Below are 21,999 nucleotides of genomic sequence, written 5' to 3' on the forward strand. Positions count from 1 at the left end.
GACGGGATCACTATAATACCCTGCACGACAGGCATCAGCGACCCTGCTTGCACCCCGCCATTGCGGGACGTTACCCTGCCAACTCTGAACCGGAACAGGCACCGCCAATGAACTTCTGCAGCCACTGCGGCGAACGCGTTAGCTTGAGAGTACCCGAAGGCGACAACCGACCAAGACACGTATGCGAAAGCTGCGGTCGTATTCATTACCAAAACCCGCGCATCATCGCCGGCTGCCTGCCGGTGTACGGCGACCAGGTGCTGCTGTGTCGCCGCGCCATCGAGCCACGCTATGGCTACTGGACGCTGCCGGCCGGGTTTATGGAAAACGGCGAGTCCACCGAGCAGGCTGCCCTGCGGGAAACGCTGGAAGAGGCCCAGGCCAGGGTGCAGCTTAAGCAGCTTTACACGCTGACATCCATTATCCATGTCAATCAGGTGCAGCTGATTTATCTGGCAGAACTGGAGCGCCCCGAATTCGGCATCAGTAACGAGACGCTGGAAAGCCGCCTGTTCAGTGAAGATGAAATCCCCTGGGACCAGCTGGCTTTTACCACCATTCGGAACGCCCTGCGCTTTTACTTTGCGGACCGGCGCGAGAACCATTTCCCGTTGCGCCATATTGAGATGGAGCCCGGTACCGACAGCCTGCCGCTCAAACCCTGATTAGTCTGCCGCCGAAAGGCCGACCATCTCGATCTCCTGCAGGAATCGAGTGTAGTCGGGGCTGTCCTGGCGGCTGTAGTTCAAGTTGCGGAACAGACCACTGAGGCGGACAAAGTGCTCACGCACCTGCTCCTTTTCCTCCAGCTTCAGCGGGTGGTCCAGACAGCGCACCAGTAATCCGAACAACTCCTGCTGACGACTGAGCGAGGTGGAAGCATCGACGTCGTCGAAGGCATCCTGTTGCAGATACACCTGGTCCAGACACTGAGCCTTCTGGAAAGTCAGATAATCGTCCAGGGTTACCCCTTCCTCACCGGTTACCTGCATCATCTGTTGAACCTGTTCGCCGTCACGGATCAGCTCAATCATGCGCTTGACCTGCCCGACCCAGCCGTCGGATAGCTCGCGCGTAAACCAGTCTTCCAACTGATCCAGATAGCGTGACCAGGAGATCAGCGGATCCACCGCTGGGTAGGCGCGCTTGTAAGCGCGCTCGGCACTGAGGCCGAGAAAGGTTTTCACCGTACGCAGGGTGGACTGGGTCACCGGCTCTTCAAAGTTACCGCCAGCGGGCGATACGGTGCCTATCAGGGTCAGGCTACCGGTACTGCCGTCGTTGGTCTGCACCATACCCGCCCTTTCGTAAAGCGCTCTCACGGCCGAGTCAAGATAGGCAGGAAAAGCCTCTTCACCGGGAATCTCTTCAAGACGGCCTGATGTTTCACGCATAGCCTGTGCCCAGCGCGAGGTTGAGTCCGCAATGACCAGTACGTTATAGCCCATCTGACGGTAGTATTCGCTGATGGTAATACCGGTATAGATGGATGCTTCGCGGGCAGCCACCGGCATGGACGAGGTGTTGCAGATAATAACGGTACGGTCCATCAGCGTACCGCCACGCGGGTCGGGCAGGTTGGGAAATTCGGTAATGGTTTCCACCACCTCACCGGCGCGCTCGCCGCAGGCCACGATCACCACGATATCGACGTTGGAGTAGCGCGAAATCAGTCCCTGCAATACCGTCTTGCCGGCACCGAAGGGGCCGGGGATGCAGGCAGTACCACCCAGTGCCACCGGAAAAAAGGTGTCGATCAGGCGAATGCTGGTCAGCATGGGCTGTTGTGGAAACAGCCGCTGGTTGTAGCCTTCGCGCAACAGATCACGGTTAACCGGTACACGCACCGGCCAGCGCTGTTGCATGCTGACTTCACGCTCCTGACTATTAGCCAGCCGCAGCCGAACCACCGGGGTCGCAACACTGAAGCTGCCCTCCTGCACCCAGCTGACCTCTGCTTCGCCGCGCAAATTGAACGGCACCATAATCTTGTGGCTGAACTTGCCTTCAGGCACACGTCCCAACAGATCACCGGCCTTGACGCGGGTACCCACTTTAACCACTGGCTGGAACGACCATTTCTGATTCTGATCGATACCGTCAACGGCCAGGCCACGCGGCAGAAAAAAGCCGTGCTGGCCGGCGATCAGTTCCAGCGGATTCTGCAAGCCGTCATAAACCTGCCCCAGCAGGCCCGGCCCCAGCGCTACGGAGAGCATCTGTCCGGTTTGCTCAACCGCATCACCGATGGCCACACCACGCGTGGTCTCAAACACCTGCACATCAGCTTCGCCATGGCGCACCCGAAGCACTTCGGCCTGCAGCTTTTCCGTACGGCCAGCCTCACTCCGCTGCGGACAGATCAGTACCACTTCGTTTTTGGTCAGAGGGTAAAACTCACCCTCTGCATCACGCAGCATGCGGATACTGACAATATCATCATGCACGCCGGTCACACGTGCGGTCACGGTATTCGCTGAACTCATTATCCTGCCTCTGTCACTGAGTGGAGAGTCTCGTCCTGTTTGAATCCTGCCAACGCGCTGGTTACCAGCCGGCTGAACTGCTCCTGCGCCTGCTCACCCTGCCAGCGCAGCCGGTATTCGGCAATCGACCAGCGCAGGCGGTAGGCGGCCACGGCGGTAAAACTGAAGGGGTTACACTGCTCAAGCTCACGCAGCTGCTGCCAGAACCAGACCAGCAACTGCTGCTCCAGCTCAGCACTTTGACCCTTTTTAAGCATACTCTGGGCTTCAACCAACCATGGAAAACGCCCGCCAAGGGAAAAGTCGGACTCCTGCCAGTGGCGCCGTATCAGCCACACCAGATCACCGAAGCCCTGAAACCCATTACCCTCCGACTGCCCCGCCAGCCGATAGCGCTGAGCGGCAATCAGGGTACGCCAGACCAGGTGCTGTTCCAGCAACTGCTTCAGCGCGTGGTCCTGAATCTGTGCCAGTTCCTGCTGCCAGTGCTGGACTTCATCCCGATCAGACAACTCTTCATCACCATCACGCTCACGCTGAAACAGACGCAGCGCCAGTGCCAGCTGCCGCTGATCCGCTGCCTCGAGCATGCCCAGCCGCTTTTCCAACTGCAGAATCGAGATCGGCAGCTCCTTGAGCTGATCCATGCGTGCCGGCAAGGCCGGCAGTGCAGGAATGAGCGTGTAGTAGGAAGACGAGGACACTAGCGGATCACCCCTTCCAGTATCGCTCTGAAGCGTGGCTGCAGGTGACGCAGCAGCAATTCTGCCAGCGCACGGTCGCTCAGGTCGATCTCGGTAGCCTCGCCATTGGTCCGAATCCTGATCCCCTTGCCATCATGGGTATCCAGTACTATCCCCTCGCGTAGCAACACACTGAGCTGCTCCTGCACGTACTGGCTTAGCTGGCTGGCTCTGTAGGCCTGAGGATGGCGCCGCAGCTCTTCCAGACCAATGAAATCAGCCGGCAACAGCAAGTCAATTTTTTCCATACTGGCCAGATCAGCATCACCACAGGCCTGCAGTACCACTTCACGGATCAGTTCACGCATGAACGCATGGCTGTCCAGCTCCTCGCTGATCAGCAGTTTCACCCGGTCGGCAAAGGTCCGCGACAACATCTCACGCACCTGCAGATTCATGTCGCGAGCGGCCATTTTCAGTGCGTCTTCGCCGGCACGTTTCATGCGTTCGGCCTCGTCATGCGCTTTGCGCTTGAGTTCATCCGCTTCCTGATGCGCCTGCTGCAACAACCAGTCGGCTCGGTGCTCCGCCTCCTCTATCAGCTCGGCTGCACGTTGCTGGCCCTGCTCGACCCCCTGCTCTCGCAGGCGCGAGATCAGTTCTTCAACACCGGACGCTGCATGGCCCTTAACCTGCTCGGTCATGGTCTACCTCCTCAGGCCGGAATGCCGGCGCTGATCACCAGAGCAAAAATGAAGGCAAACACGGCAAAGCCTTCCACTATGGCGGCTGGCGCAATCGACATACCGAATATTTCCGGCTTGATTTTGGAAACGTTGATCGCGCTGGCACAGCACTGCCCCTGCCGGACCGCACTGAACAGCAGCGCCAGACCCGCCAGAATGCCAACGGCAAACAGACCCGGCGCATTGTCGATATTCACCTCACGGTTAAGCGAGAACATCACCACGATGCCATAAATGGTCTGTGACGATGGCATAGCGGCAATGCCGACGTACCGCCCATGTCCGGTTTCCGTTTCCAGCAGCGCGCCGCAGGCAGCCTGCCCCGCCAGTGCACAGCCAATGATGCTGCCAATAGCACCCAATGCCATGGGGCCATACAGCCCCGCCCATCCCAGTGCCAGTATCAGGTTGTCCAAGGGTTCACCTCCCGCTTGGTGAAAGGTTGAAATGCGTAGCCTTCATCCGCAAGGCTCCAGTTGTAGAACTCGATCAAATTCAACCGCAGCCCGTGAATCACACCACTGACAACGGCCAGTACAAAATTGAGCAGGTGCCCCAGCAGCAGGATCAACACCTCCAGCAGCAGCCCCATGCCGGGGACGGCAGCCGCAACGTCGCTGGCGAGCTGGTTGAAGGTGATGGCCAGCGAAGCGCTGGCCAGCCCAAGTGCAAATAGACGCAGATAGCTGAGTACATCACCGAACATTTTTGACAGTCCGGTCAAGGCCATCAGGCCATCAATCAGCCGCCACATCCAGTTCTTCGCCCCCTGCCATGGACGATGGCTGGAGCAGAGCAGAATCGCCAGCACGCCCGCGGCCAGCATGGCCCATTCAATATCGACCTGCTGCCTTAGCCAGGCGCTAACACCGGCCAGAATCAGTACAATCCAGCCCAGCGGGGCCAACATGACAGTGCTGCCTCGACTGCGCCAAGCCGTAATCAGGTTTGCCAAGACCAGGTGCCCGGCTCCCATGATCACTGATATTTTCATCATGCTGTCGAAATCATTCATATCAAACAGCTTCAAACCCTCCAGCTGTTCAGGCGGAGCGGCACCAAAGTAGCTGCCCACCAGCGCACCCCAGGCAGCTGAAAACAGAGTGAGCGTTACCCCGAGCGCCCGCAGACGGCGACCGGTGGCACTTTCGCCCATGCGGCGCCAATAAAATCCAAGCACCGCTGCCAACAGAAGCGCATAGCCGGCATCCGAGATGATCAGGGCAAAGAAGATGGCAAACGAGAAAAAGATCACCCGCGATGGATCCCAACTGCGGTAACCCGGCATCTGGTAGAAACGGACAATATCCTCGCCGCCGGAGATGCGATCAGGGTTCTGTAACAGCGTGGGTGGCAGATCGTTTTCGGCAGGTGCTTCAACCACCAGCGCCAGCCCCTGTCGGCGGGCAAAGCTTTCCAGTGCGTCCTGCTGCTGCGCCGGGAACCAACCCTGCAGCGCAAACACCTCTTCAGTATCCAGCGTCTGCCGACTGACCTCTTCACGCTCGGCCTCATCTTCATTGCCGGCAAGTGAACGTTGCAGCAGATACAACCAACGGGTAAATGCCTCGCGCTCGGCGTCCAGAGCTTCCAGCTCAATTTCAAGGTCTTCCAGTTGGGCATCAAGCTGCTCAAGCGGGACCGAGCCGGTGTGAGTCCGAGGTACCGGCATCTGGTTACTGCGGGGCTCTTCTCGAGAGATGACAGCCACATAGGAGTTGCGGTTGTCACGGTGCACGACAGCCCAGGGCAGCTCATTGCCTTCCAGCTCATGCATACGGTAATTGGGCACCAGATAGAACCAGAGCAGCTGGCCATACAGGCCCTGCTCGCCGGGGAGATTAAAGCTGCCCCAGGGTTCCAGATCCTTGATACGCTTGCGCAAAAAGTCGCGCTGCTCGTTCAATTCCAGTCGTTTTTTGCGATTTTTCAGGACACCCTCAAGTACCTGTCGCAGGCTGAAATGGCGCTCCGTGGTCACTTGCTTGCGCTTCTGCGGACAACTGAGCAGATACCGAATAGCCTGCTGCAGCTGTTCGGGGTGTACACCATCGAGTAACGCCACCTCACGTTCCTGCGATTCATGGCGCAGCGGAATAACATGCACAAGCCCCAGCGCCTGCAGCTGGTCCAGCACCTGAGCCTTGTCCTCGGTTAACCCGATCAAGGTCGCCTTTTGCAGCGTTACAATACTCATCGCAGTGCCACCCTGGCCCGTTTCCCCTTGGCAATCTTGGCCCGCACGACCCCGGCACGCTCGACATCCGAAAGGGCGATGCGGATACGGCGGATATTAGACTCGGTACGGGGAATCAGGACCTTATCAAACAGGTTAAGGCGCTGTGTCGTTTTTTGCAGCGCCTCTTCAAGACGCTCAAGCCGTACCCGCTCAACCTGCTGCAGCACTTTCAGCTCAAGCATCTGGCCCATCAAATCCACTGCACGGTCGACCCACTGCGGCATTGCCAGTCGTGAGTACTGCGCTCTGTCCAGCTCAACACGCGCCACGCGAGGCAATTCAATGCCCACCAGATTATCCAGCTGGTGCTCAACCCGTTGAATCCTGATCAGGCTGTTCAGGTCGAGCCGCGTCTGGGCCAGCATGGGAATTTGCTCAGCTACACTGGCGTTGATCTGATGCTCATCCTGCTGCAGCTGCTCCAGTACACGGCGAGACTTCATCCGCGCCGCCAATATCTGTTTGCGCTTGAGATCCAGTGCCGGAACGAACTGGCGGAAGGATTTCAACCGCTGGTTTTCATGGTTGAGCGTGCTCTTGTTGAGCGCCAGCTTTGCCATAACCGATTCAGCCTGCCTGCTGCTGTGGGAAATACTTGTCGATCAGCTGTTGCTTCATCAGCAGCTCTTCCGGCTTGAAGCATTCAGCCAGGGTCTGCCAGCACTGGTCCAACGCCTGCTCCAGCGGCATGGAGACACTGATGTCCATGAAGCGATCGCGGAACAAGTCACCAAATTTCAACAGCCGCTCGTCATACTCGGTCAGATCAAAGGACATCGCCTGCTTTTGCTGCGCATCACGCGCTTCGGCATAAAAGCGAACCATGGTATTCATGATCTGACCGTGATCTTCGCGGGTCACCTTGCCGATCACGTGTTGCTTCAGACGCGACAGCGAGCCGAAGGGATCGAGCACACCGTTGTGCAGATAAAACTGTCCCTCGGTGATATAGCCTGTGTTGTCAGGCACTGGATGGGTCACATCATCACCCGGCATGGTGGTCACCGACAGGATAGTCACCGAGCCTGCGCCCTTGTAGTCGCAGGCCTTCTCGTAACGACGCGCCAGCTGGGAATAGAGGTCACCGATATAACCTCGGTTGGAGGGCACGTGTTCCATGGATATGCCCACTTCTTTCAGCGCATCGGCATAAGCGGTCATGTCGGTGAGCAACACCAGCACCCGCTTGCCCTCTTCCACGGCAAAACGCTCAGCCACCGCCAGCGCCATATCCGGTACCAGCAGGCCTTCTACGGTGGGGTCGGAGCCCAGGTGCACGAACATCACGGTGCGCGCGCTAACACCGGCCTCTTCGAAAGCGCGGCGGAAAAAGTAATAGTCATCGAAGATCAGGCCGATACCACCAAAGACCACCACATCCGCATCGGCGTTAGCACCGATCTGCGCCAGCAGGCGGTTGTATGGCTCACCGGCCACCGAGAAGATGGGGATTTTCTGGCTTTCGACCAAGCAGTTGAACACATCGATCATCGGCACATCGGTGCGGATCATACGTGACGCCAAAATGCGCCGGGCCGGGTTGACGGTGGGGCCATCGATTTCGATACGGGTTTCTTCGGACAGACTGGGACCGCCGTCAATGGCGCGTCCGGAACCGGAAAAGGCGCGTCCCATGATGTTCGGCGAAAAAGTCACCTGCATCGGATGACCTAGGAAACGAACCCCGGCCTTGGTGGACAAACCTTTTGTGCCGGAAAATACCTGCAGTGAGACACTGTCGCGATCCAGCTGAATCACCTGCGCCATGTACGGAGGCTGATCGGGGTCGAGGATATTTTCGATCAACGCCAGATCTCCATAACCGATGGCGGCAACCTCGCCCTCTTCAGGCTCAGGCACGTGGACTTTGACGATATCACCCACGATCTCAAGAATGCGCGAGTAGCGAACCAACAATTGTGTCACACCGACTTCCTTCTCATTTGCCATCACACTCAGAATGCGGCCAGCGGGTAGACCTCGTAGGCGACTTCCTCATAGGGGTGCGCTTGCTTCAGGGCTGCCACAGCCGACTCTATCAGCTCATCACTGCAGACCATTTCTACCTTCCATTCAGTTACTCGTTCCAGCTGATGCTGCCGGCCCAAGTGGGGATTGGAGCCATCAAGCGGACGAAACTGCCCCGTACCAAGAGATTGCCAACAACACTGATCATAATCGCCGATATGGCCAACGCCAACTGCAAACAAAGCCTGCTTAACCGCTTCACAGTTGGCTTCAGGGACGAAAAAACAGAGTTTGTACATGCTGTCTCCCTGCCAAGTGCCTTCATTGATCTACACCATAGCGCCAACTGTGCAGCCGCAGCAAGCATCGAAATCAGGATGCCAGCTCAAGGTGACACAAACATTGCGCGCAGGCATAAAAAAGCCCGCTACTGGAGCGGGCAGAGGGAACAACAACGTGTTGGGTTCAGTGCAGGCCCAGTACGTCCTGCATGTCATACAGTCCGGTTTGCTTATCGCCCAACCAGCCTGCGGCACGGACTGCGCCCTTGGCAAAGGTCATGCGACTGGAGGCCTTGTGCGTGATCTCAATACGTTCGCCTTCGGTCGCGAACAGCACTGTGTGATCACCGACAACATCTCCGGCCCGAATGGTTTCAAAGCCGATCTCTTTTGCAGGACGAGCACCGGTTTGCCCTTGACGACCATATACGGCACAGTTCTTCAGATCACGTCCGAGCGCATCAGCAACGACTTCTCCCATCCGCAGAGCGGTACCGGACGGCGCATCAACCTTATGTCGATGGTGCGCTTCGATCACTTCAATATCGTAGCCACCGTCATCACCCAGTGCCTTGGCAGCAATCTCAAGCAGCTTAAAGCAAAGGTTTACTCCCACACTCATGTTGGGAGCGAATACCAGCGCCGTTTTTTCCGCAGCCTGTTTCAGCTCTTCTTTCTGACTCTCATTCAGGCCGGTAGTTCCGATCACCATTTTTTTGCCGTTAGCAGCACAGAACGCCAGATTCTGCAGGGTGACTTCCGGCGTGGTAAAGTCGATCAACAGGTCAAAATCGGATGCCACATCGTCCAGACTGCCAGCCAATTTGACATCCAGCCTGCCCACTCCCGCCAGTTCGCCGGCATCAGCACCAATAAGTGAGCTGCCAGGCTCAACGATGGCAGCACTGAGACTGACGTCATCAGCCTGTTGCAGTGCTTCAATAATGGTTTTTCCCATACGGCCGGCTGCGCCGGTCACCGCTACTCTGATCATGCACCTGCCCCGCTGGTCTGTATCCATTTACCTGATTGTGTGATGATCAGGTCATATCTTCAAAGAACTTTTTAACCGAGTCGAAGAAACCGTGTTTCTTCGGGCTGTGCTTGCTGTTGCCTTCTTCGGTGGCATCCGCAAATTCTCGCAGCAGCTCTTTCTGGCGACTGTTCAGATTAACCGGTGTTTCGACGATAACCTTCACCATCAAATCACCTACGCTGCCGCCTCGAACCGGGGTCACACCCTTGCCACGCAGGCGGAACAGCTTGCCGGTCTGGGTTTCGGTCGGGATCTTCAGTTTGACGCGGCCATCCAGTGTCGGCACATCAAGCTCACCACCCAGCGCCGCATCCACAAAGCTGATCGGCACTTCACAGTAAAGGTGCTTGCCATCACGCTGGAAAATCGCGTGTTCACGCACATGTACCTGTACATAAAGATCCCCCGCCGGACCACCATGCGAGCCAGCCTCACCTTCACCGGCCAGTCGAATGCGATCACCTGTATCAACACCGGCCGGAATCTTGACCTGCAGCGTCTTGGTTTTTTCCACCCGGCCCTGACCGTGGCAGCTGTCGCAGGGGTCGGAAATGACCTTACCCTCACCACGGCAGGTTGGGCAGGTCTGTTGTACAGAGAAGAAACCCTGCTGCATCCGCACCTGCCCCACGCCACCACAGGTAGAACAAGTCTTGGCACTGGTGCCTGGCTTGGCGCCACTGCCATCACAGGTTTCGCAGCTGACATAGGTGGGGATCTGCAGCGTTTTCTCACACCCGCGTACCGCTTCTTCAAGGGTCAAATCGAGGTTGTAGCGCAAATCGGCGCCACGCTGTACGCTGGAGCGGCGGCGCCCACCACCGCTTCCACCGAAGATGTCGCCAAAAACATCACCGAAAATATCGGAGAAGTTACCTTCAAAGCCACCACCTCCGAAGCCACCCATACCACCCTGGCCATCCACGCCCGCGTGACCGAACTGATCGTAAGCCGCTTTTTTCTGGGCATCCGACAGCACTTCGTAGGCTTCGCTGATCTCCTTGAACTTGTCTTCAGCTTCCTTGTCGCCCGGGTTGCGGTCGGGGTGGTATTTCATCGCCAGCCGACGATAGGCTTTTTTGATATCGCGATCGGAGGAGTCGCGCGATACGCCCAAAAGTTCGTAGTAATCCTGTTTTGCCATGATCCGAATCTGACCCGTCAGGTTTGACTCCAAAGAGCCGGACATGACAACGCGGGCAGAAGCCCGCGTTGTCACACTGCAACGATCGACACTCGCGAACGCTTACTTCTTGTCGTCGTCTTTGACTTCTTCAAACTCGGCGTCAACGACATCGTCCGCGGCATCCTTTTCACCCGCTTCGCCACCGGCCTGTTCAGCCTGAGCCGCATCGGCGTACATTTTCTGAGCCACCACTGACAGCGCTTCGGTCAAAGTTTCAGTCTTGCTCTCGATGGCTTCCTTGTCTGTGCCCTTGAGCGCTTCTTCCAGATCCTTGATAGCCGATTCGATCTTCTCTTTTTCATCCGCAGTCGCTTTGTCACCGGCATCTTTCAGGGTCTTGTGTGCGGTGTGGATCATCGCATCACCCTGGTTACGCGCGGTGGTCAGCTCCTCGAACTTCTTGTCCTCTTCGGCATGCGCTTCGGCGTCACGCACCATCTGTTCGATCTCATCATCATTCAAGCCGGAAGAGGCCTTGATTACGATGGACTGTTCCTTGCCAGTAGCCTTGTCCTTGGCGGACACGTTCAGAATACCGTTGGCATCGATATCGAAGGTCACTTCGATCTGCGGCATGCCACGAGGTGCCGGCGGGATATCGGCCAAATCAAAACGACCAAGCGACTTGTTCTGGCTCGCCTGTTTGCGCTCGCCCTGTACCACGTGAATGGTCACAGCCGTCTGGTTGTCGTCTGCTGTCGAGAACACCTGCGACTTTTTGGTCGGGATAGTGGTGTTCTTTTCAATCAGGGAGGTCGCAACACCACCCATGGTTTCAATACCCAGAGTCAGCGGAGTGACGTCCAGCAGCAGTACGTCTTTCACATCACCGGACAACACCGCACCCTGAATGGCAGCACCGATGGCAACCGCTTCATCCGGGTTAACGTCCTTGCGCGGCTCCTTGCCGAAGAACTCAGCCACTTTCTTCTGTACCAGCGGCATGCGGCTCTGACCGCCGACCAGGATCACCTCGTCAATCTCGGACACAGACAGGCCAGAGTCTTTTACCGCAACACGGCAAGGCTCGATGGAACGTTCGACCAGCTCTTCAACCAGTGACTCCAGCTTGGAGCGTGTCAGTTTCACGTTCAGGTGCTTCGGACCGGTCGCATCAGCCGTGATGTACGGCAGGTTAACGTCAGTCTGCTGTGCGGAAGACAATTCAACCTTCGCTTTCTCACCAGCTTCCTTCAGACGCTGCAGCGCCAGCGGGTCGTTGTGCAGGTCGATTCCGCTTTCTTTCTTGAACTCATCCGCCAGGTAGTTGATAACCGCCAAGTCGAAATCTTCACCTCCGAGGAAGGTGTCACCGTTGGTTGCCAACACTTCAAACTGGTGCTCGCCATCCACATCGGCAATCTCGATGATGGAAATATCAAACGTACCACCACCGAGGTCGTATACGGCAACGGTCTTGTCGCCCTTGGACTTGTCCATGCCATAAGCCAGCGCAGCCGCTGTCGGCTCGTTGATGATGCGCTTCACTTCCAGACCGGCAATTCGGCCTGCGTCTTTGGTGGCCTGGCGCTGAGAGTCATTGAAGTAGGCCGGTACGGTGATCACTGCTTCAGTGACCGGCTCGCCGAGATAGTCTTCAGCGGTCTTCTTCATCTTTTTCAGCACTTCAGCCGATACCTGCGGCGGAGCCATCTTTTTGCCTTTTACATCAACCCAGGCATCACCGTTGTCGGCCGCGATGATTTTGTAAGGCACCATCTTGATGTCTTTCTGAACCACCTTGTCATCATAGCGGCGGCCAATCAGACGCTTGATGGCATACAGTGTGTTGTCCGGGTTGGTAACGGACTGGCGCTTGGCCGGCTGGCCAACCAGTGTTTCGCCGTCATTGGTATAGGCGATAATGGACGGAGTGGTGCGATCACCTTCCGCGTTTTCAATCACTTTGGTCTTGTCGCCGTCAAGGATCGCCACGCAAGAGTTGGTGGTGCCCAAGTCGATACCGATAATTCTACCCATGTCTTACTCCGATCTTTCTGTGACCCGTATTGGGTCAAAAACTGTTCAATTAGCCGTTGTGCATCTATATGGGTACGGCAGCGCGTTTTTCAACTCCGGCTTCAGCCTTTTGCTACCATCACCATGGCAGGACGTACCAGACGGCCATTCAGCAGGTAACCCTTCTGTACCACTGTGACGACCGTGTTAGGCTCAACACCTTCTGCCGGCACCATGGACATCGCCTGGTGGTGCTCCGGATTAAATACTTCACCCTGCGGATTCAGTTGCTCCACATTGAATTTTTCCAGACTGGAGAGGAACAGCCCCAGTGTCATCTCGACACCTTCACGAATCGCCTTGACCTTCTCCTCATCGCCTTGACTGGCTTCAATTGCACGCTCAAGACTATCCACCACCGGCAGCAACTCTGTCGCAAATTTTTCCAGACCAAACTTGTGTGCCTTTTCCACATCCTGCTCGGCACGGCGGCGAATGTTCTGAATTTCGGCCTGCGCACGCGGTTTGAGCTCAACCAGTTCCTTTTTCAAAGCGTCAACCTCAGCGCGGGATTCTTCCAGCTGCTGGATCAGGCTGACTTCCGTCTCTTCGGCAGCACCTGGCTCTACAACTTCACCTTCGGCGACCAGCACTTCAGGTTCGTTTTGAACCGGCTCGACGGCTTCATTCTGATTCTGCTGCTTTTTCGACATCAGGTCTCTCCAACTGACACTTGAGTATTGGCGTTGATGGCATCTATATGGGGCTCTCTCAGATGGATTCAACCGGCAGCAAGATTTTTTTCAGCTGGGGATTGCAGGTATCGATCAAATGGCTTATACAGTAAACACTGTATAAATAACCATGTGTGATTATCATGCTGACCCAACTGACCATTCGCAACTTCGCCATCGTGAGCGACCTTGAAGTCGAGCTGAATCGAGGGATGACCGTCATCAGCGGCGAAACCGGCGCCGGCAAGTCAATCATGCTGGACGCCCTCGGACTCTGCCTGGGTGATCGAGCTGACAGTGACAGTGTCAACAGCGGCTCAGAGCGCGCCGAGCTCACGGCCAGCTTTGATATCCGCACAATCCCACAGGCCAGGCTGTGGCTCAGCGAACACGACCTAGAGGGTGACCCTCAGGAATGCCATTTACGCCGTGTCATCACACGTGAAGGCCGCAGTCGAAGCTACATCAATGGTCGCCCCACCCCTCTGGCATTGCTGCGCGAACTCGGCCAGTACCTGGTCGACATTCATGGCCAGCACGAGCATCAACGGCTGTTGAAAAAGGATCATCACCGGGTGCTGCTGGACGAATTCGGAAACCATACCGAGCTGACTGAAGAAGCACGCCGCCTGTACCACAAATGGCGCCGCCAGCATGCCGAGCTTGAGCAACTTACCCAAGTATCGGACGAGCGCAATGCACGCATTCAACTATTGAGCTACCAGGTCGAAGAGCTGGAGCAACTTGCGCTGACGCAGGGAGAACTGGAGCAACTGGAGCATGAGCAGCAACTGCTGGAAAATGCCGGTAGCCTGTTAAGCACAGGTCAGCAATTGCTCAATATCAGCCATGAGGATGATAGTCTCAACTGCCAGTCCATGTTGCATCACTGCCTTCAGCTGCTGCATCAGCTGGGCACGGAAGATTCGCGTCTGCAACAGGCCAATGAAATGTTTAACAGCGCACTGATACAGGTGGAAGAAGCCGGTCGCGAGGTCCGTCATTTTTTGGAAGCAGTAGAAATCAACCCCGAACGCCAGCAGGAGGTGGAAGAACGCCTGACGGCCATCTACGATGTAGCGCGCAAACACCGCTTATTGCCTGAGCAGCTTATTGAGTTCCAGCAATCTCTACAGCAGGAGCTGATGGGCCTGACCCGATCCGACAACGAAATTGAATTACTGGCCGACGAAGTAGAATCGGCCTGGCAGAGCTACCTCAAAACCGCCGCTGAGCTCAGCCTTGCACGGCAACAACAGGCCGAGCACTTGGACCGCTTAGTGGACGCCCAGCTGCATGCCCTTGGCATGCCTGCCGCCCGTTTCAGTGCGTGTCTGACGCCACTGGATACTGAGCGCTACAGTGCTAGCGGCCTTGAAGAGGTCGAGTTCCTGATTAGCACCAACGAGGGCCAGCCAGCCCGTGCACTGGCAAAAGTTGCATCAGGTGGTGAACTGTCCCGAATCAGCCTGGCGATACAGGTGGTTACGGCACAGACATCCAGCACCCCAACACTGGTATTTGATGAAGTCGATGTAGGTATCGGTGGCGCCATTGCTGAAGTGGTCGGTCGGATGCTGCGTGAACTGGGTGAACGGGTGCAGGTTTTGTGTGTAACACACCAACCCCAAGTGGCGGCACAAGGGCATCAGCACCTGTTTGTAAGCAAAAAGGGACAGAAAGGTACATCCCAGACCCGGGTATCAAGGTTGAGCGAGGCCCAAAGGGTAGAAGAAGTTGCCCGCATGCTGGGCGGTGTCGATATTACGCGGACGTCAATGGAGCATGCACGAGAAATGCTGTCAGCCTGAGCGGCTGACAGCAAGGCTGCCTACTTCTTGTCCTCTTCTTCACAACCGCCCTTGCAGACACCGTAAAGATAAAGCGTACGGTCAGTAATGGTAAAGCCAAGCTGGTCCGCAACCTTGTCGAGGATTTCGGATACCTTGGGCTCAGTAAACTCGCGTACTCGGCCACACTTTACACAGACCACATGGTCGTGATGCTCGTCGCGCGCCAATTCGAAGACAGAATGCCCACCTTCAAAGTGATGACGCGACACCAGACCGGCTGCTTCGAACTGAGTCAGAACACGATATACCGTTGCCAAGCCGACATCTTCGCCAAGCTCCATCAGCAGCTTGTATATATCTTCCGCACTGAAGTGGTCACCTTCGCCGGCACGTTCGAGAATTTGATAAATTTTGACCCGCGGCAGAGTCACCTTCAGTCCGGCTTTCCGCAGTTCCTGATTTTCCAGTGCCATATTAGGTCTCAATCACTATGCTGTTCGGGATTTGCAATGTTAGACTCCATTATCTTTGTTTAGGCATGAAAACGGAAGCCATTTACTGATGCGAAAGGTTCTTCTCAGCACAACACTTGCCCTGATGATCGCCGGCTGCTCCGAGTTCCCAGGCGTTTACAAGATCGATATCCCTCAGGGTAACGTGGTTACTCAGGAGATGGTCAACCAGCTGCGCCCCGGCATGACGCACTCTCAGGTGCGCTATGTCATGGGTACACCGCTGATCAGCGACACCTTCAGCGAGGGACGCTGGGACTACCTGTACAGCATCAAGGAGGGGGATGGCCAGCGTTACCAAGAGCGGATCAGCGTTTTCTTTGAAGATGGCAAGCTGACTCGCCTTAGCGGCGACTTTCGTCCCGGGGTAGCGCAGGATCAGTCTCGCTAGTCGGTTATACGATGCGGGGAATCACTCCCCGCCCCCCTGTTTCGTTTGCTCTGATGCCTTTTCCGCTTTCATTTTAGCAGCTCGACGAGCACGGACTTCCTTGGGGTCCGCAATTAACGGCCGGTATATTTCAACCCGATCACCATCCTTCAACACTGTCGTCGCAGGGTCCTTTATCGCCTTGCCGAAGATTCCCATCGACGCGGTCGCAGGGTCAACACCGGAAAACAGCTCAGCAATTCCAGAGCGAACAACAGCCTGATAGGCCGTACATTCCTCATCTACCTGCAGTGCAATGATTTTCTGCTCGTAAGGTAACGCATAGGCTACTTCGACACTAATCATTACGCCTCCTGACCCAATACTGTATCGGCACGCATCACAAACGCATCGACCAATGTCGTCGCCACCGAGTTAAACACCTTGGACATGGCAAGCCCGGCGAGCTTGCCCTTGAATTCAAAATCCATCTGCAACTCTACTTTCGAAGCGTCCTCACTCAGGGGGGTGAAGGTCCATTTACCCCTGAAAGACGAGAACGGACCCTCAACCAAAGTAATCTCCATTAAGTCTGGGCGCTGCAGGAAATTTCTCGTGGTAAAGCTGTACTTCAGCCCGCTCTTTGCAAGATGCAGAGTAGCAACCAGCTCCTGAGAAGACTCAGAAACAACATCGGTTGACGCACACCAAGGCAAAAATGCCGGATAGTTACGCACATCATTTACAAGATCGAACATTTGCTCAGCTGAATGCAGCACCAAAGCGCTGCGGTTTACCTGTGTCATAGCATCCTCATGGTGATCACCGACTCAGGCCAGCTTGTCGTACAGGTTGACCACAAAAATCACTGCAACCCCAACCGGGGCGATGAACCGAATGGTGAACTGCCATGCACTGTAAGCACCAGAGCTGCCCAATGCCAGTTCGTCGCGAGTCATCTTCTGTGTCAAAACCCAACCCGCGTAGACTGCTATCAGCAACCCACTCAACGGCAGCATGATATTGGCAGTAATAAAATCCAGGAAATCAAAGATACCCATGCTGAATATCTTGATATCCGCCCAATGATTGAACGACAGCAGTGATGCAATCCCCATCAGCCAGATGATAAAGCCAAGCAAAGCGGCTGCGTGAAGACGCTTGAATCCAAAACGCTCCACAACCCAGGCTGTTGCCGGTTCCAGCAGGGAGATGGCCGAGGTCCATGCTGCAACACCTACCAAGAGAAAGAACAGAAAGCCAAAGACCTGCCCTCCCGGCATTTGACCAAACGCAACCGGAAGGGTGATGAACATCAGCCCGGGACCTGCCCCTGGGTCCAGTTGGTTGGCAAACACAATTGGGAAGATAGCCAAGCCTGCAACCAGCGCAACCACCGTATCCAGTACCCCTATTGTCAGGACTGTGGCGCCAATTGAATCCTTTTTACCCATATAGGAACCATAGGCCATAATTGCCCCCATACCCAGCGACAGGGTAAAGAAGGAATGTCCCAGAGCCACCAGTACCGCATCCCATGTCAGTGCATCAGGGTTAAAGCTGAACAGGAATGACCAGCCTTCGGCGAAGCTGCCACTGTTGAGTGAGTATCCAAGAAGCACCAATAGCAAAAGAAAGAGGGCGGGCATCATGATCTTGGTTGCCCGCTCCAGCCCCTTGTTTACACCACCTGCTACAACCACGACCACCATCAATACAAAGACAGTGTGCCAAATCAGCATCTGATCCGGGCTTGCCAGCAGCGACTCGAATTTCTTACCGGCAAGGTCGCTGCCTATATCAACAAACTGCCCCGTACCCATACCTGCGATGTAGTGCAGAACCCAGCCAGCCACCACCGAGTAAAAAGAGAAAATGATGTACCCGGCCAGCACACCCAGCCAGCCAATCAAGCCCCAGCGAGGATCCCTGCCAGCTTCCACAGCGGTTTCGCGCACTGCGTTGATCGGGCTTTGCCTGGCACGACGGCCGACCAGAATTTCACCCATCATGATCGGTATGCCAACCAGAAGAATACAAACCAGATAGACCAGCACAAACGCGCCGCCACCATTTTCCCCCGTGATATAGGGAAACTTCCAGATGTTACCCAGGCCAACTGCAGATCCTGTTGCTGCCAGAATGAAAATCCAACGGTTCGCCCATGAACCGTGCATAGACTGCTTTGACTGCATAGTGCTCTCAGGTTAAAAATTTTATGAACCGCAATTGTTCATATTTCGGACAAGGGTGACAACCTTTTGCTGCATCTCTACACTCAAACACGAGATTAATTACTCTGGGACAGCTATATCACCCGCTTTCAATGCGGACAGTCGCTCTATATAATCGCGCCATGGCAAAAAAGAAGAAGTCCCCCGGCGGAAACACCATCTGCCTGAACAAGCGTGCCAAGCACGAATACACCATCGAAACCCGATTCGAGGCCGGTGTGTCTCTCAGCGGCTGGGAGGTGAAAAGCTTGCGCGAAGGCCGTGGCCAACTGGTCGATTCATACGTTGTCTTCAAAAATGATGAAGCTTGGCTTGTAGGCGCACACATCACACCCCTGATCTCAGCCTCAACACACTTTGTCACCGAGCCCAGGCGTGATAGAAAGCTTCTGCTGCATCGACGCGAGATTGAAAAGCTGACTACCGCCGTCGAGGCCAAAGGCTACACCTGTGTAGCATTGGCTCTTTACTGGAAGAACGGCATGGTCAAGTGTGAAATTGCGCTTGTGAAGGGAAAGAAACTGCACGACAAACGCGCTGACGAGAAAGAAAAAGACTGGAATCGACAGAAACATCGCGAAATGTCTGTTGCAGCCCGTTGAACCTTTTCACTTTCTTCCGGTCTACAATGCCGGTACAATGACTCGTTACATATCTGGGGGTGACTTGGCTTCGACGCTGATTACGAACCCTTGGGTGCATGCCGAGAACGTGATGATTCTCGTTAATCCCTCATCACACAGTTATAGTTGCAAACGACGATAACTACGCTCTAGCCGCTTAAGTCGGCTAGCGCCGCACTCTAAGGTGTCTGTAACTCAGAGGTTCGCGGTGTCATACGAGACAGAATCGCCTGGATGCTTTGCTCTAAGCTGAACGGTTAAAACTAAAAGAGCTCGCCCATAGCACCCTGGCTCTCGGGTCGCGACGGGTTAATTGAATAGAGATGCCTAAGCATGTAGATCTTGAGGCAGAGGATTGGCGGACGCGGGTTCGAAACCCGCCACCTCCACCAAATTGCAAAAGCTAAAAGCCTGTTTTTACAGGCTTTTTTCGTTTCTGGGCTTCACAAAACCCCTGAAGTGTCGAAAAAGTGTCGAACTGAACGCTAGACCAAGCCTCAAGTAGGATCTACTCTGAATTTCCCCAATGATCTTGCAGGCACTTAACATGACAGCATTTACAAAAGAGAAATTCTATGACGAATCTAACAATCCCAAGGGTGAGTACCTACCCTCGCATTGTTTTCTTTGCGGAGAACCGATTTTTGGTAATAAGTCTCTAGATACTGGAGGTTCAGTTATCTGGGCAGGTGTAGGAGGCCCTATTTCATTACATCAAGGCTGCGCCGAAATTTTAGGACTTCATCTCATTCAAGATGCCAGGAGCCTTGCATCAATGACCGGCGTAAGAAGAAACATAAGCCCAGGAGATCCCACGGATATTAATTGTATTTGGTATGTTCAGAAATAACTCGAGACTCTATGCGAAATACTGAACCAAGCTGGGCCCTAGACGGCAAGCCTCAGTCAGATGATCTTGAGACAAGTGTGCATACCGCATTGTGACTGTTACGGCGGAGTGTCCGAGGATCTTCTGAAGTGTCAGGATATTGCCACCGTTCATCATGAAGTGACTGGCGAACGTATGTCGTAGCACATGAGCTGCCTGGCCCTTGGGTAGCTCTATCGTGGTCTTTTCCAATGCCCTGCGGAATGCACCGATTGAACTGGTGAAAGGTCCGTACGTTTTCCAATGCTGTAGTAGCCGTTGTTCCATTTCCTGAGAGATGGGCACAGTTCTAACCTTTCCGTTTTTGGTGTTACTAAAGGTCACTGCCCTATTCCGTACAGATGACGGTTTAAGGTTTTCGGCCTCTGACCAACGGGCACCCGTTGCCAGACACACCAGTACAATCAGCTCCAGGTGAGGGTTCGCCCCTGCCGATCGGGAGCGGATAACGTCGAGCAACTCCTGTATCTGATCCTGTGTTAACCAGGATAATTCTATCTGCTGCAGCTTGAGAGGTTTCACCTTGGCCAAAGGGTTTTCGTATTTCACCTGGTCCAGTGCATAGAGTTCGTTATACACCGCACGGATATACGTCAGCTCATTGTTCAGTGTCTTATCGGTAATCCCTGATTCAGAACGATTGCGACGGTCTTTCATGTACGCTGTCGGTGTCAGCTTGATTGCTGCCGGGTCCTTGAGGCGAGCCGCCATATTCATAAGCGCAGTCTTCCTGCGCACACCATCGCGCAGGGTGTGTTCATGAAAACCATACCAAAGCGTATTCAATTAGCTCAGTTTTGTAGCTTTCCTTGGTCAAGTCCGACCACTACAGGCATCAAAGTGCGTGCCCCCACAAACCTTGAGCGTAGGGGAAGAGGTATGTGGGCTACGCCGCTTTGAATACGGGGTAGCCCTTTCAGAAAAGCACCCCATGTTTTGACATAGATCATTATTTAAATGTCTGCACGGACAATATAAGAGTTTTTCCTATATACCCGCTCATATCACACCCCTATTATGCCCCTGAGGTTCACAAGGTGTGACCAAGACGACAGGAGTTCGTACCTCATCGCCTGCTTCGGGACTGAAGCAGCGACTGACAGGGAAGTCAGTGACAGGGCCCGCCGCAGGGAGAGCGCCGGGCCCTTTCTTTTGCCCGACGCGCTTACCGTTCCGGCTGTTGTTTGTAGCGGGGCCCGCTAAACCGGACACCACCTCATTCGTTTGATGCCAGTTCCACACGCTACTCCCAGGTAGATTTCATTTTCAATCCCAGATATGGGTGGCTGCGATTATCGTCCTCGATCCATTTCGGCAACCTGGTCATAACAGTCGCAGCACCAGGAAGAACCTTCAGATACACATAGTCCAGTTTAAACGCCTCACGAAGGCCTAGTACATGCCATTACTTTGAGGGCTTCAAACGGGTGAGACACTCGCCTCTGACTGAACGAAGCGGTACTCCCCCCCCGACATTTAATCTAGTCGGCTTCCAATGATATCGTTGGTTGCTGAGTCTGTTTTCTGCTTTCAGAAGGCAGATGCAAACTCCAGCGGAGTTTGGTAGCCCAGTGATGAATGCTGGTCTTGGTTCATTGTAATCAACTCGCCACTCACTGATTAGCTTTCAGGCATGTGCCAGTTCCCCGAACCAATGCTCGTTCAAGCATTCATCCCTGAATTTGCCATTGAAGCTCTCGATATACCCGTTTTGCACCAGCTTTCCAGGCTATATAAGCTTCAGTTTCACCTTATTCTCATAGACCCATTGCTCCAGTGCTTTGCCAGTAAATTCAGGTCTCGGGCCCGTTCTGACAGCGGTCGGATAGCCTCTGAAGCCGCTATAGCATCGAGCGACCGACAGACCTGCTCGCCTAATGCACCCAGTGCAACCGGGCTATCCAGGCACTCTCTCGTAAGTCTGGCGCCTGCCTGTGCTTCGCCCCAATGCAAAAACCCCGGCCTCAACGAGACCGGGGTTTCTGGTATTAAGTGCCTGGCGATGACCTACTCTCACATGGGGAAGCCCCACACTACCATCGGCGATGACGCGTTTCACTGCTGAGTTCGGTATGGGATCAGGTGGTTCCACGTCTCTATGGTCGCCAGGCGAAACTGGTACAAACCGGATCTGATTGAGCCTCGTGCTTATATGTCACGTTGCTCTGATTGTCTGTGTTGTTGCTACAAGCGTTCAATCGGTGCTCTTTCGAGCCGATAATCGTGTTTTGACTGTTTCCAGTCGAACCATTCATTTCAA

22 protein-coding genes, 1 rRNA gene, 1 other RNA gene and 2 pseudogenes are annotated in these 21,999 nt (G+C 54.9%); 6 read left to right on the forward strand and 20 right to left on the reverse strand.

Features of this window, described 5'->3' with window-relative positions; genetic code table 11:
- Window positions 1–107: 107 nt before the first annotated feature.
- Window positions 108–665, forward strand: coding sequence for an NUDIX hydrolase (locus BLV48_RS02885; RefSeq protein ID WP_091822914.1), 558 nt, complete (start codon window positions 108–110; stop codon window positions 663–665).
- On the opposite strand, the gene BLV48_RS02890 is transcribed toward BLV48_RS02885, so the two are convergent.
- The 12 genes from BLV48_RS02890 to grpE form a co-directional block, all read right to left on the reverse strand.
- Window positions 666–2,486, reverse strand: a complete 1,821-nt coding sequence (locus tag BLV48_RS02890; RefSeq protein ID WP_091822748.1) for a V-type ATP synthase subunit A — start codon at window positions 2,484–2,486, stop codon at window positions 666–668.
- Window positions 2,486–3,190: a hypothetical protein gene (locus BLV48_RS02895; protein WP_091822751.1), complete on the reverse strand. Its 705-nt coding sequence runs from the start codon at window positions 3,188–3,190 to the stop codon at window positions 2,486–2,488. The genes BLV48_RS02890 and BLV48_RS02895 overlap by 1 nt, the downstream gene beginning before the upstream one ends.
- Window positions 3,190–3,873, reverse strand: a complete 684-nt coding sequence (locus BLV48_RS02900; RefSeq protein WP_091822753.1) for an ATPase — start codon at window positions 3,871–3,873, stop codon at window positions 3,190–3,192. The genes BLV48_RS02895 and BLV48_RS02900 overlap by 1 nt, the downstream gene beginning before the upstream one ends.
- 11 nt (window positions 3,874–3,884) lie before the next feature.
- On the reverse strand, window positions 3,885–4,331 hold the full coding sequence (locus tag BLV48_RS02905; protein ID WP_091822756.1) for an ATP synthase subunit C: 447 nt from the start codon (window positions 4,329–4,331) through the stop codon (window positions 3,885–3,887).
- Complete coding sequence (locus tag BLV48_RS02910; protein ID WP_091822759.1) at window positions 4,319–6,112, reverse strand: V-type ATP synthase subunit I; 1,794 nt, start codon at window positions 6,110–6,112, stop codon at window positions 4,319–4,321. Before BLV48_RS02910 ends, BLV48_RS02905 begins: the two co-directional genes overlap by 13 nt.
- Window positions 6,109–6,714 (reverse strand): V-type ATP synthase subunit D, encoded by a 606-nt coding sequence (locus BLV48_RS02915; protein WP_091822762.1) that lies wholly within the window; start codon window positions 6,712–6,714, stop codon window positions 6,109–6,111. The genes BLV48_RS02910 and BLV48_RS02915 overlap by 4 nt, the downstream gene beginning before the upstream one ends.
- Window positions 6,715–6,721: 7 nt before the next feature.
- Window positions 6,722–8,080: a V-type ATP synthase subunit B gene (locus BLV48_RS02920; protein ID WP_175527552.1), complete on the reverse strand. Its 1,359-nt coding sequence runs from the start codon at window positions 8,078–8,080 to the stop codon at window positions 6,722–6,724.
- A 29-nt stretch (window positions 8,081–8,109) separates the two neighbouring features.
- Entirely contained in the window at window positions 8,110–8,421 is a 312-nt protein-coding gene (locus BLV48_RS02925; protein WP_091822765.1) for a YqfO family protein, read from the reverse strand.
- A gap of 166 nt (window positions 8,422–8,587) precedes the next feature.
- A complete protein-coding gene (gene dapB, locus BLV48_RS02930; RefSeq protein WP_217632931.1) occupies window positions 8,588–9,397 on the reverse strand; it encodes a 4-hydroxy-tetrahydrodipicolinate reductase in 810 nt (269 codons plus the stop codon).
- A 46-nt stretch (window positions 9,398–9,443) separates the two neighbouring features.
- The gene (dnaJ, locus tag BLV48_RS02935; RefSeq protein WP_091822928.1) at window positions 9,444–10,583 is read right to left on the reverse strand and encodes a molecular chaperone DnaJ; all 1,140 of its coding nucleotides are present in this window, start codon (window positions 10,581–10,583) and stop codon (window positions 9,444–9,446) included.
- A 102-nt stretch (window positions 10,584–10,685) separates the two neighbouring features.
- A complete protein-coding gene (dnaK, locus tag BLV48_RS02940) occupies window positions 10,686–12,605 on the reverse strand; it encodes a molecular chaperone DnaK (protein WP_091822768.1) in 1,920 nt (639 codons plus the stop codon).
- A 101-nt stretch (window positions 12,606–12,706) separates the two neighbouring features.
- A complete protein-coding gene (gene grpE / locus BLV48_RS02945; protein WP_091822770.1) occupies window positions 12,707–13,297 on the reverse strand; it encodes a nucleotide exchange factor GrpE in 591 nt (196 codons plus the stop codon).
- Window positions 13,298–13,461: 164 nt separating this feature from the next.
- Between grpE and recN the strand changes: the two genes are divergently transcribed.
- Entirely contained in the window at window positions 13,462–15,129 is a 1,668-nt protein-coding gene (gene recN / locus BLV48_RS02950; RefSeq protein WP_091822773.1) for a DNA repair protein RecN, read from the forward strand.
- A 20-nt stretch (window positions 15,130–15,149) separates the two neighbouring features.
- On the opposite strand, the gene fur is transcribed toward recN, so the two are convergent.
- A complete protein-coding gene (gene fur / locus BLV48_RS02955) occupies window positions 15,150–15,584 on the reverse strand; it encodes a ferric iron uptake transcriptional regulator (RefSeq protein ID WP_091822776.1) in 435 nt (144 codons plus the stop codon).
- An 88-nt stretch (window positions 15,585–15,672) separates the two neighbouring features.
- On the opposite strand from fur, the gene BLV48_RS02960 reads away from it, so the two are divergent.
- Complete coding sequence (locus BLV48_RS02960; protein ID WP_091822779.1) at window positions 15,673–16,014, forward strand: outer membrane protein assembly factor BamE; 342 nt, start codon at window positions 15,673–15,675, stop codon at window positions 16,012–16,014.
- A gap of 21 nt (window positions 16,015–16,035) precedes the next feature.
- Here BLV48_RS02960 and BLV48_RS02965 read toward each other — a convergent pair whose 3' ends face one another.
- From BLV48_RS02965 to BLV48_RS02975, 3 genes are read right to left on the reverse strand one after another with little or no spacing between them, the layout of a single operon-like run.
- Complete coding sequence (locus tag BLV48_RS02965; RefSeq protein ID WP_091822782.1) at window positions 16,036–16,359, reverse strand: RnfH family protein; 324 nt, start codon at window positions 16,357–16,359, stop codon at window positions 16,036–16,038.
- Window positions 16,359–16,799, reverse strand: a complete 441-nt coding sequence (locus tag BLV48_RS02970; RefSeq protein WP_091822785.1) for a type II toxin-antitoxin system RatA family toxin — start codon at window positions 16,797–16,799, stop codon at window positions 16,359–16,361. Before BLV48_RS02970 ends, BLV48_RS02965 begins: the two co-directional genes overlap by 1 nt.
- Before the next feature lie 24 nt (window positions 16,800–16,823).
- A complete protein-coding gene (locus BLV48_RS02975; RefSeq protein WP_091822788.1) occupies window positions 16,824–18,188 on the reverse strand; it encodes a sodium-dependent transporter in 1,365 nt (454 codons plus the stop codon).
- 161 nt (window positions 18,189–18,349) lie between these two features.
- Here BLV48_RS02975 and smpB point away from each other — a divergent pair, with 161 nt between their 5' ends.
- The 3 genes from smpB (at window position 18,350) to BLV48_RS18720 (ending at window position 19,700) form a co-directional block, all read left to right on the forward strand.
- Window positions 18,350–18,829 carry an SsrA-binding protein SmpB gene (gene smpB / locus BLV48_RS02980; RefSeq protein ID WP_091822791.1) on the forward strand — a complete coding sequence of 160 codons (480 nt, stop codon included), beginning with the start codon at window positions 18,350–18,352 and terminating at the stop codon, window positions 18,827–18,829.
- 55 nt (window positions 18,830–18,884) lie between these two features.
- Window positions 18,885–19,242, forward strand: a transfer-messenger RNA (tmRNA) gene (gene ssrA / locus BLV48_RS02985).
- Between the two features lie 155 nt (window positions 19,243–19,397).
- On the forward strand, window positions 19,398–19,700 hold the full coding sequence (locus tag BLV48_RS18720) for a hypothetical protein (protein ID WP_139253872.1): 303 nt from the start codon (window positions 19,398–19,400) through the stop codon (window positions 19,698–19,700).
- Between the two features lie 9 nt (window positions 19,701–19,709).
- Here BLV48_RS18720 and BLV48_RS02990 read toward each other — a convergent pair whose 3' ends face one another.
- The 4 genes and pseudogenes from BLV48_RS02990 to rrf all read right to left on the reverse strand — a co-directional run bounded on the left by BLV48_RS02990 (window position 19,710) and on the right by rrf (window position 21,849).
- Entirely contained in the window at window positions 19,710–20,525 is an 816-nt protein-coding gene (locus BLV48_RS02990; RefSeq protein WP_422730683.1) for a phage integrase, read from the reverse strand.
- A gap of 457 nt (window positions 20,526–20,982) precedes the next feature.
- Window positions 20,983–21,158 (reverse strand): annotated as a pseudogene (locus tag BLV48_RS02995) (IS3 family transposase); the annotation flags it as partial.
- Window positions 21,159–21,220: 62 nt separating this feature from the next.
- Window positions 21,221–21,656 (reverse strand): annotated as a pseudogene (locus BLV48_RS19310) (transposase family protein); the annotation flags it as partial.
- Window positions 21,657–21,733: 77 nt separating this feature from the next.
- Window positions 21,734–21,849: ribosomal RNA gene (gene rrf, locus BLV48_RS03005) — 5S ribosomal RNA — on the reverse strand.
- Between the last annotated feature and the right edge of the window lie 150 nt (window positions 21,850–21,999).

It is taken from the genome of Marinobacterium iners DSM 11526, from assembly GCF_900107855.1.
In the GTDB taxonomy this organism is placed as follows: domain Bacteria; phylum Pseudomonadota; class Gammaproteobacteria; order Pseudomonadales; family Balneatricaceae; genus Marinobacterium; species Marinobacterium iners.

Coding starts and splice junctions, on each gene's coding strand:
- BLV48_RS02885 (WP_091822914.1), top strand. CDS start 108: ATGAACTTCTGCAGCCACTGCGGCGAACGCGTTAGCTTGAGAGTACCC.
- BLV48_RS02890 (WP_091822748.1), bottom strand. CDS start 2,486: ATGAGTTCAGCGAATACCGTGACCGCACGTGTGACCGGCGTGCATGAT.
- BLV48_RS02900 (WP_091822753.1), bottom strand. CDS start 3,873: ATGACCGAGCAGGTTAAGGGCCATGCAGCGTCCGGTGTTGAAGAACTG.
- BLV48_RS02910 (WP_091822759.1), bottom strand. CDS start 6,112: ATGAGTATTGTAACGCTGCAAAAGGCGACCTTGATCGGGTTAACCGAG.
- BLV48_RS02915 (WP_091822762.1), bottom strand. CDS start 6,714: ATGGCAAAGCTGGCGCTCAACAAGAGCACGCTCAACCATGAAAACCAG.
- BLV48_RS02925 (WP_091822765.1), bottom strand. CDS start 8,421: ATGTACAAACTCTGTTTTTTCGTCCCTGAAGCCAACTGTGAAGCGGTT.
- dapB (WP_217632931.1), bottom strand. CDS start 9,397: ATGATCAGAGTAGCGGTGACCGGCGCAGCCGGCCGTATGGGAAAAACC.
- dnaJ (WP_091822928.1), bottom strand. CDS start 10,583: ATGGCAAAACAGGATTACTACGAACTTTTGGGCGTATCGCGCGACTCC.
- dnaK (WP_091822768.1), bottom strand. CDS start 12,605: ATGGGTAGAATTATCGGTATCGACTTGGGCACCACCAACTCTTGCGTG.
- grpE (WP_091822770.1), bottom strand. CDS start 13,297: ATGTCGAAAAAGCAGCAGAATCAGAATGAAGCCGTCGAGCCGGTTCAA.
- recN (WP_091822773.1), top strand. CDS start 13,462: ATGCTGACCCAACTGACCATTCGCAACTTCGCCATCGTGAGCGACCTT.
- fur (WP_091822776.1), bottom strand. CDS start 15,584: ATGGCACTGGAAAATCAGGAACTGCGGAAAGCCGGACTGAAGGTGACT.
- BLV48_RS02960 (WP_091822779.1), top strand. CDS start 15,673: ATGCGAAAGGTTCTTCTCAGCACAACACTTGCCCTGATGATCGCCGGC.
- BLV48_RS02965 (WP_091822782.1), bottom strand. CDS start 16,359: ATGATTAGTGTCGAAGTAGCCTATGCGTTACCTTACGAGCAGAAAATC.
- BLV48_RS02970 (WP_091822785.1), bottom strand. CDS start 16,799: ATGACACAGGTAAACCGCAGCGCTTTGGTGCTGCATTCAGCTGAGCAA.
- BLV48_RS02975 (WP_091822788.1), bottom strand. CDS start 18,188: ATGCAGTCAAAGCAGTCTATGCACGGTTCATGGGCGAACCGTTGGATT.
- smpB (WP_091822791.1), top strand. CDS start 18,350: ATGGCAAAAAAGAAGAAGTCCCCCGGCGGAAACACCATCTGCCTGAAC.
- BLV48_RS18720 (WP_139253872.1), top strand. CDS start 19,398: ATGACAGCATTTACAAAAGAGAAATTCTATGACGAATCTAACAATCCC.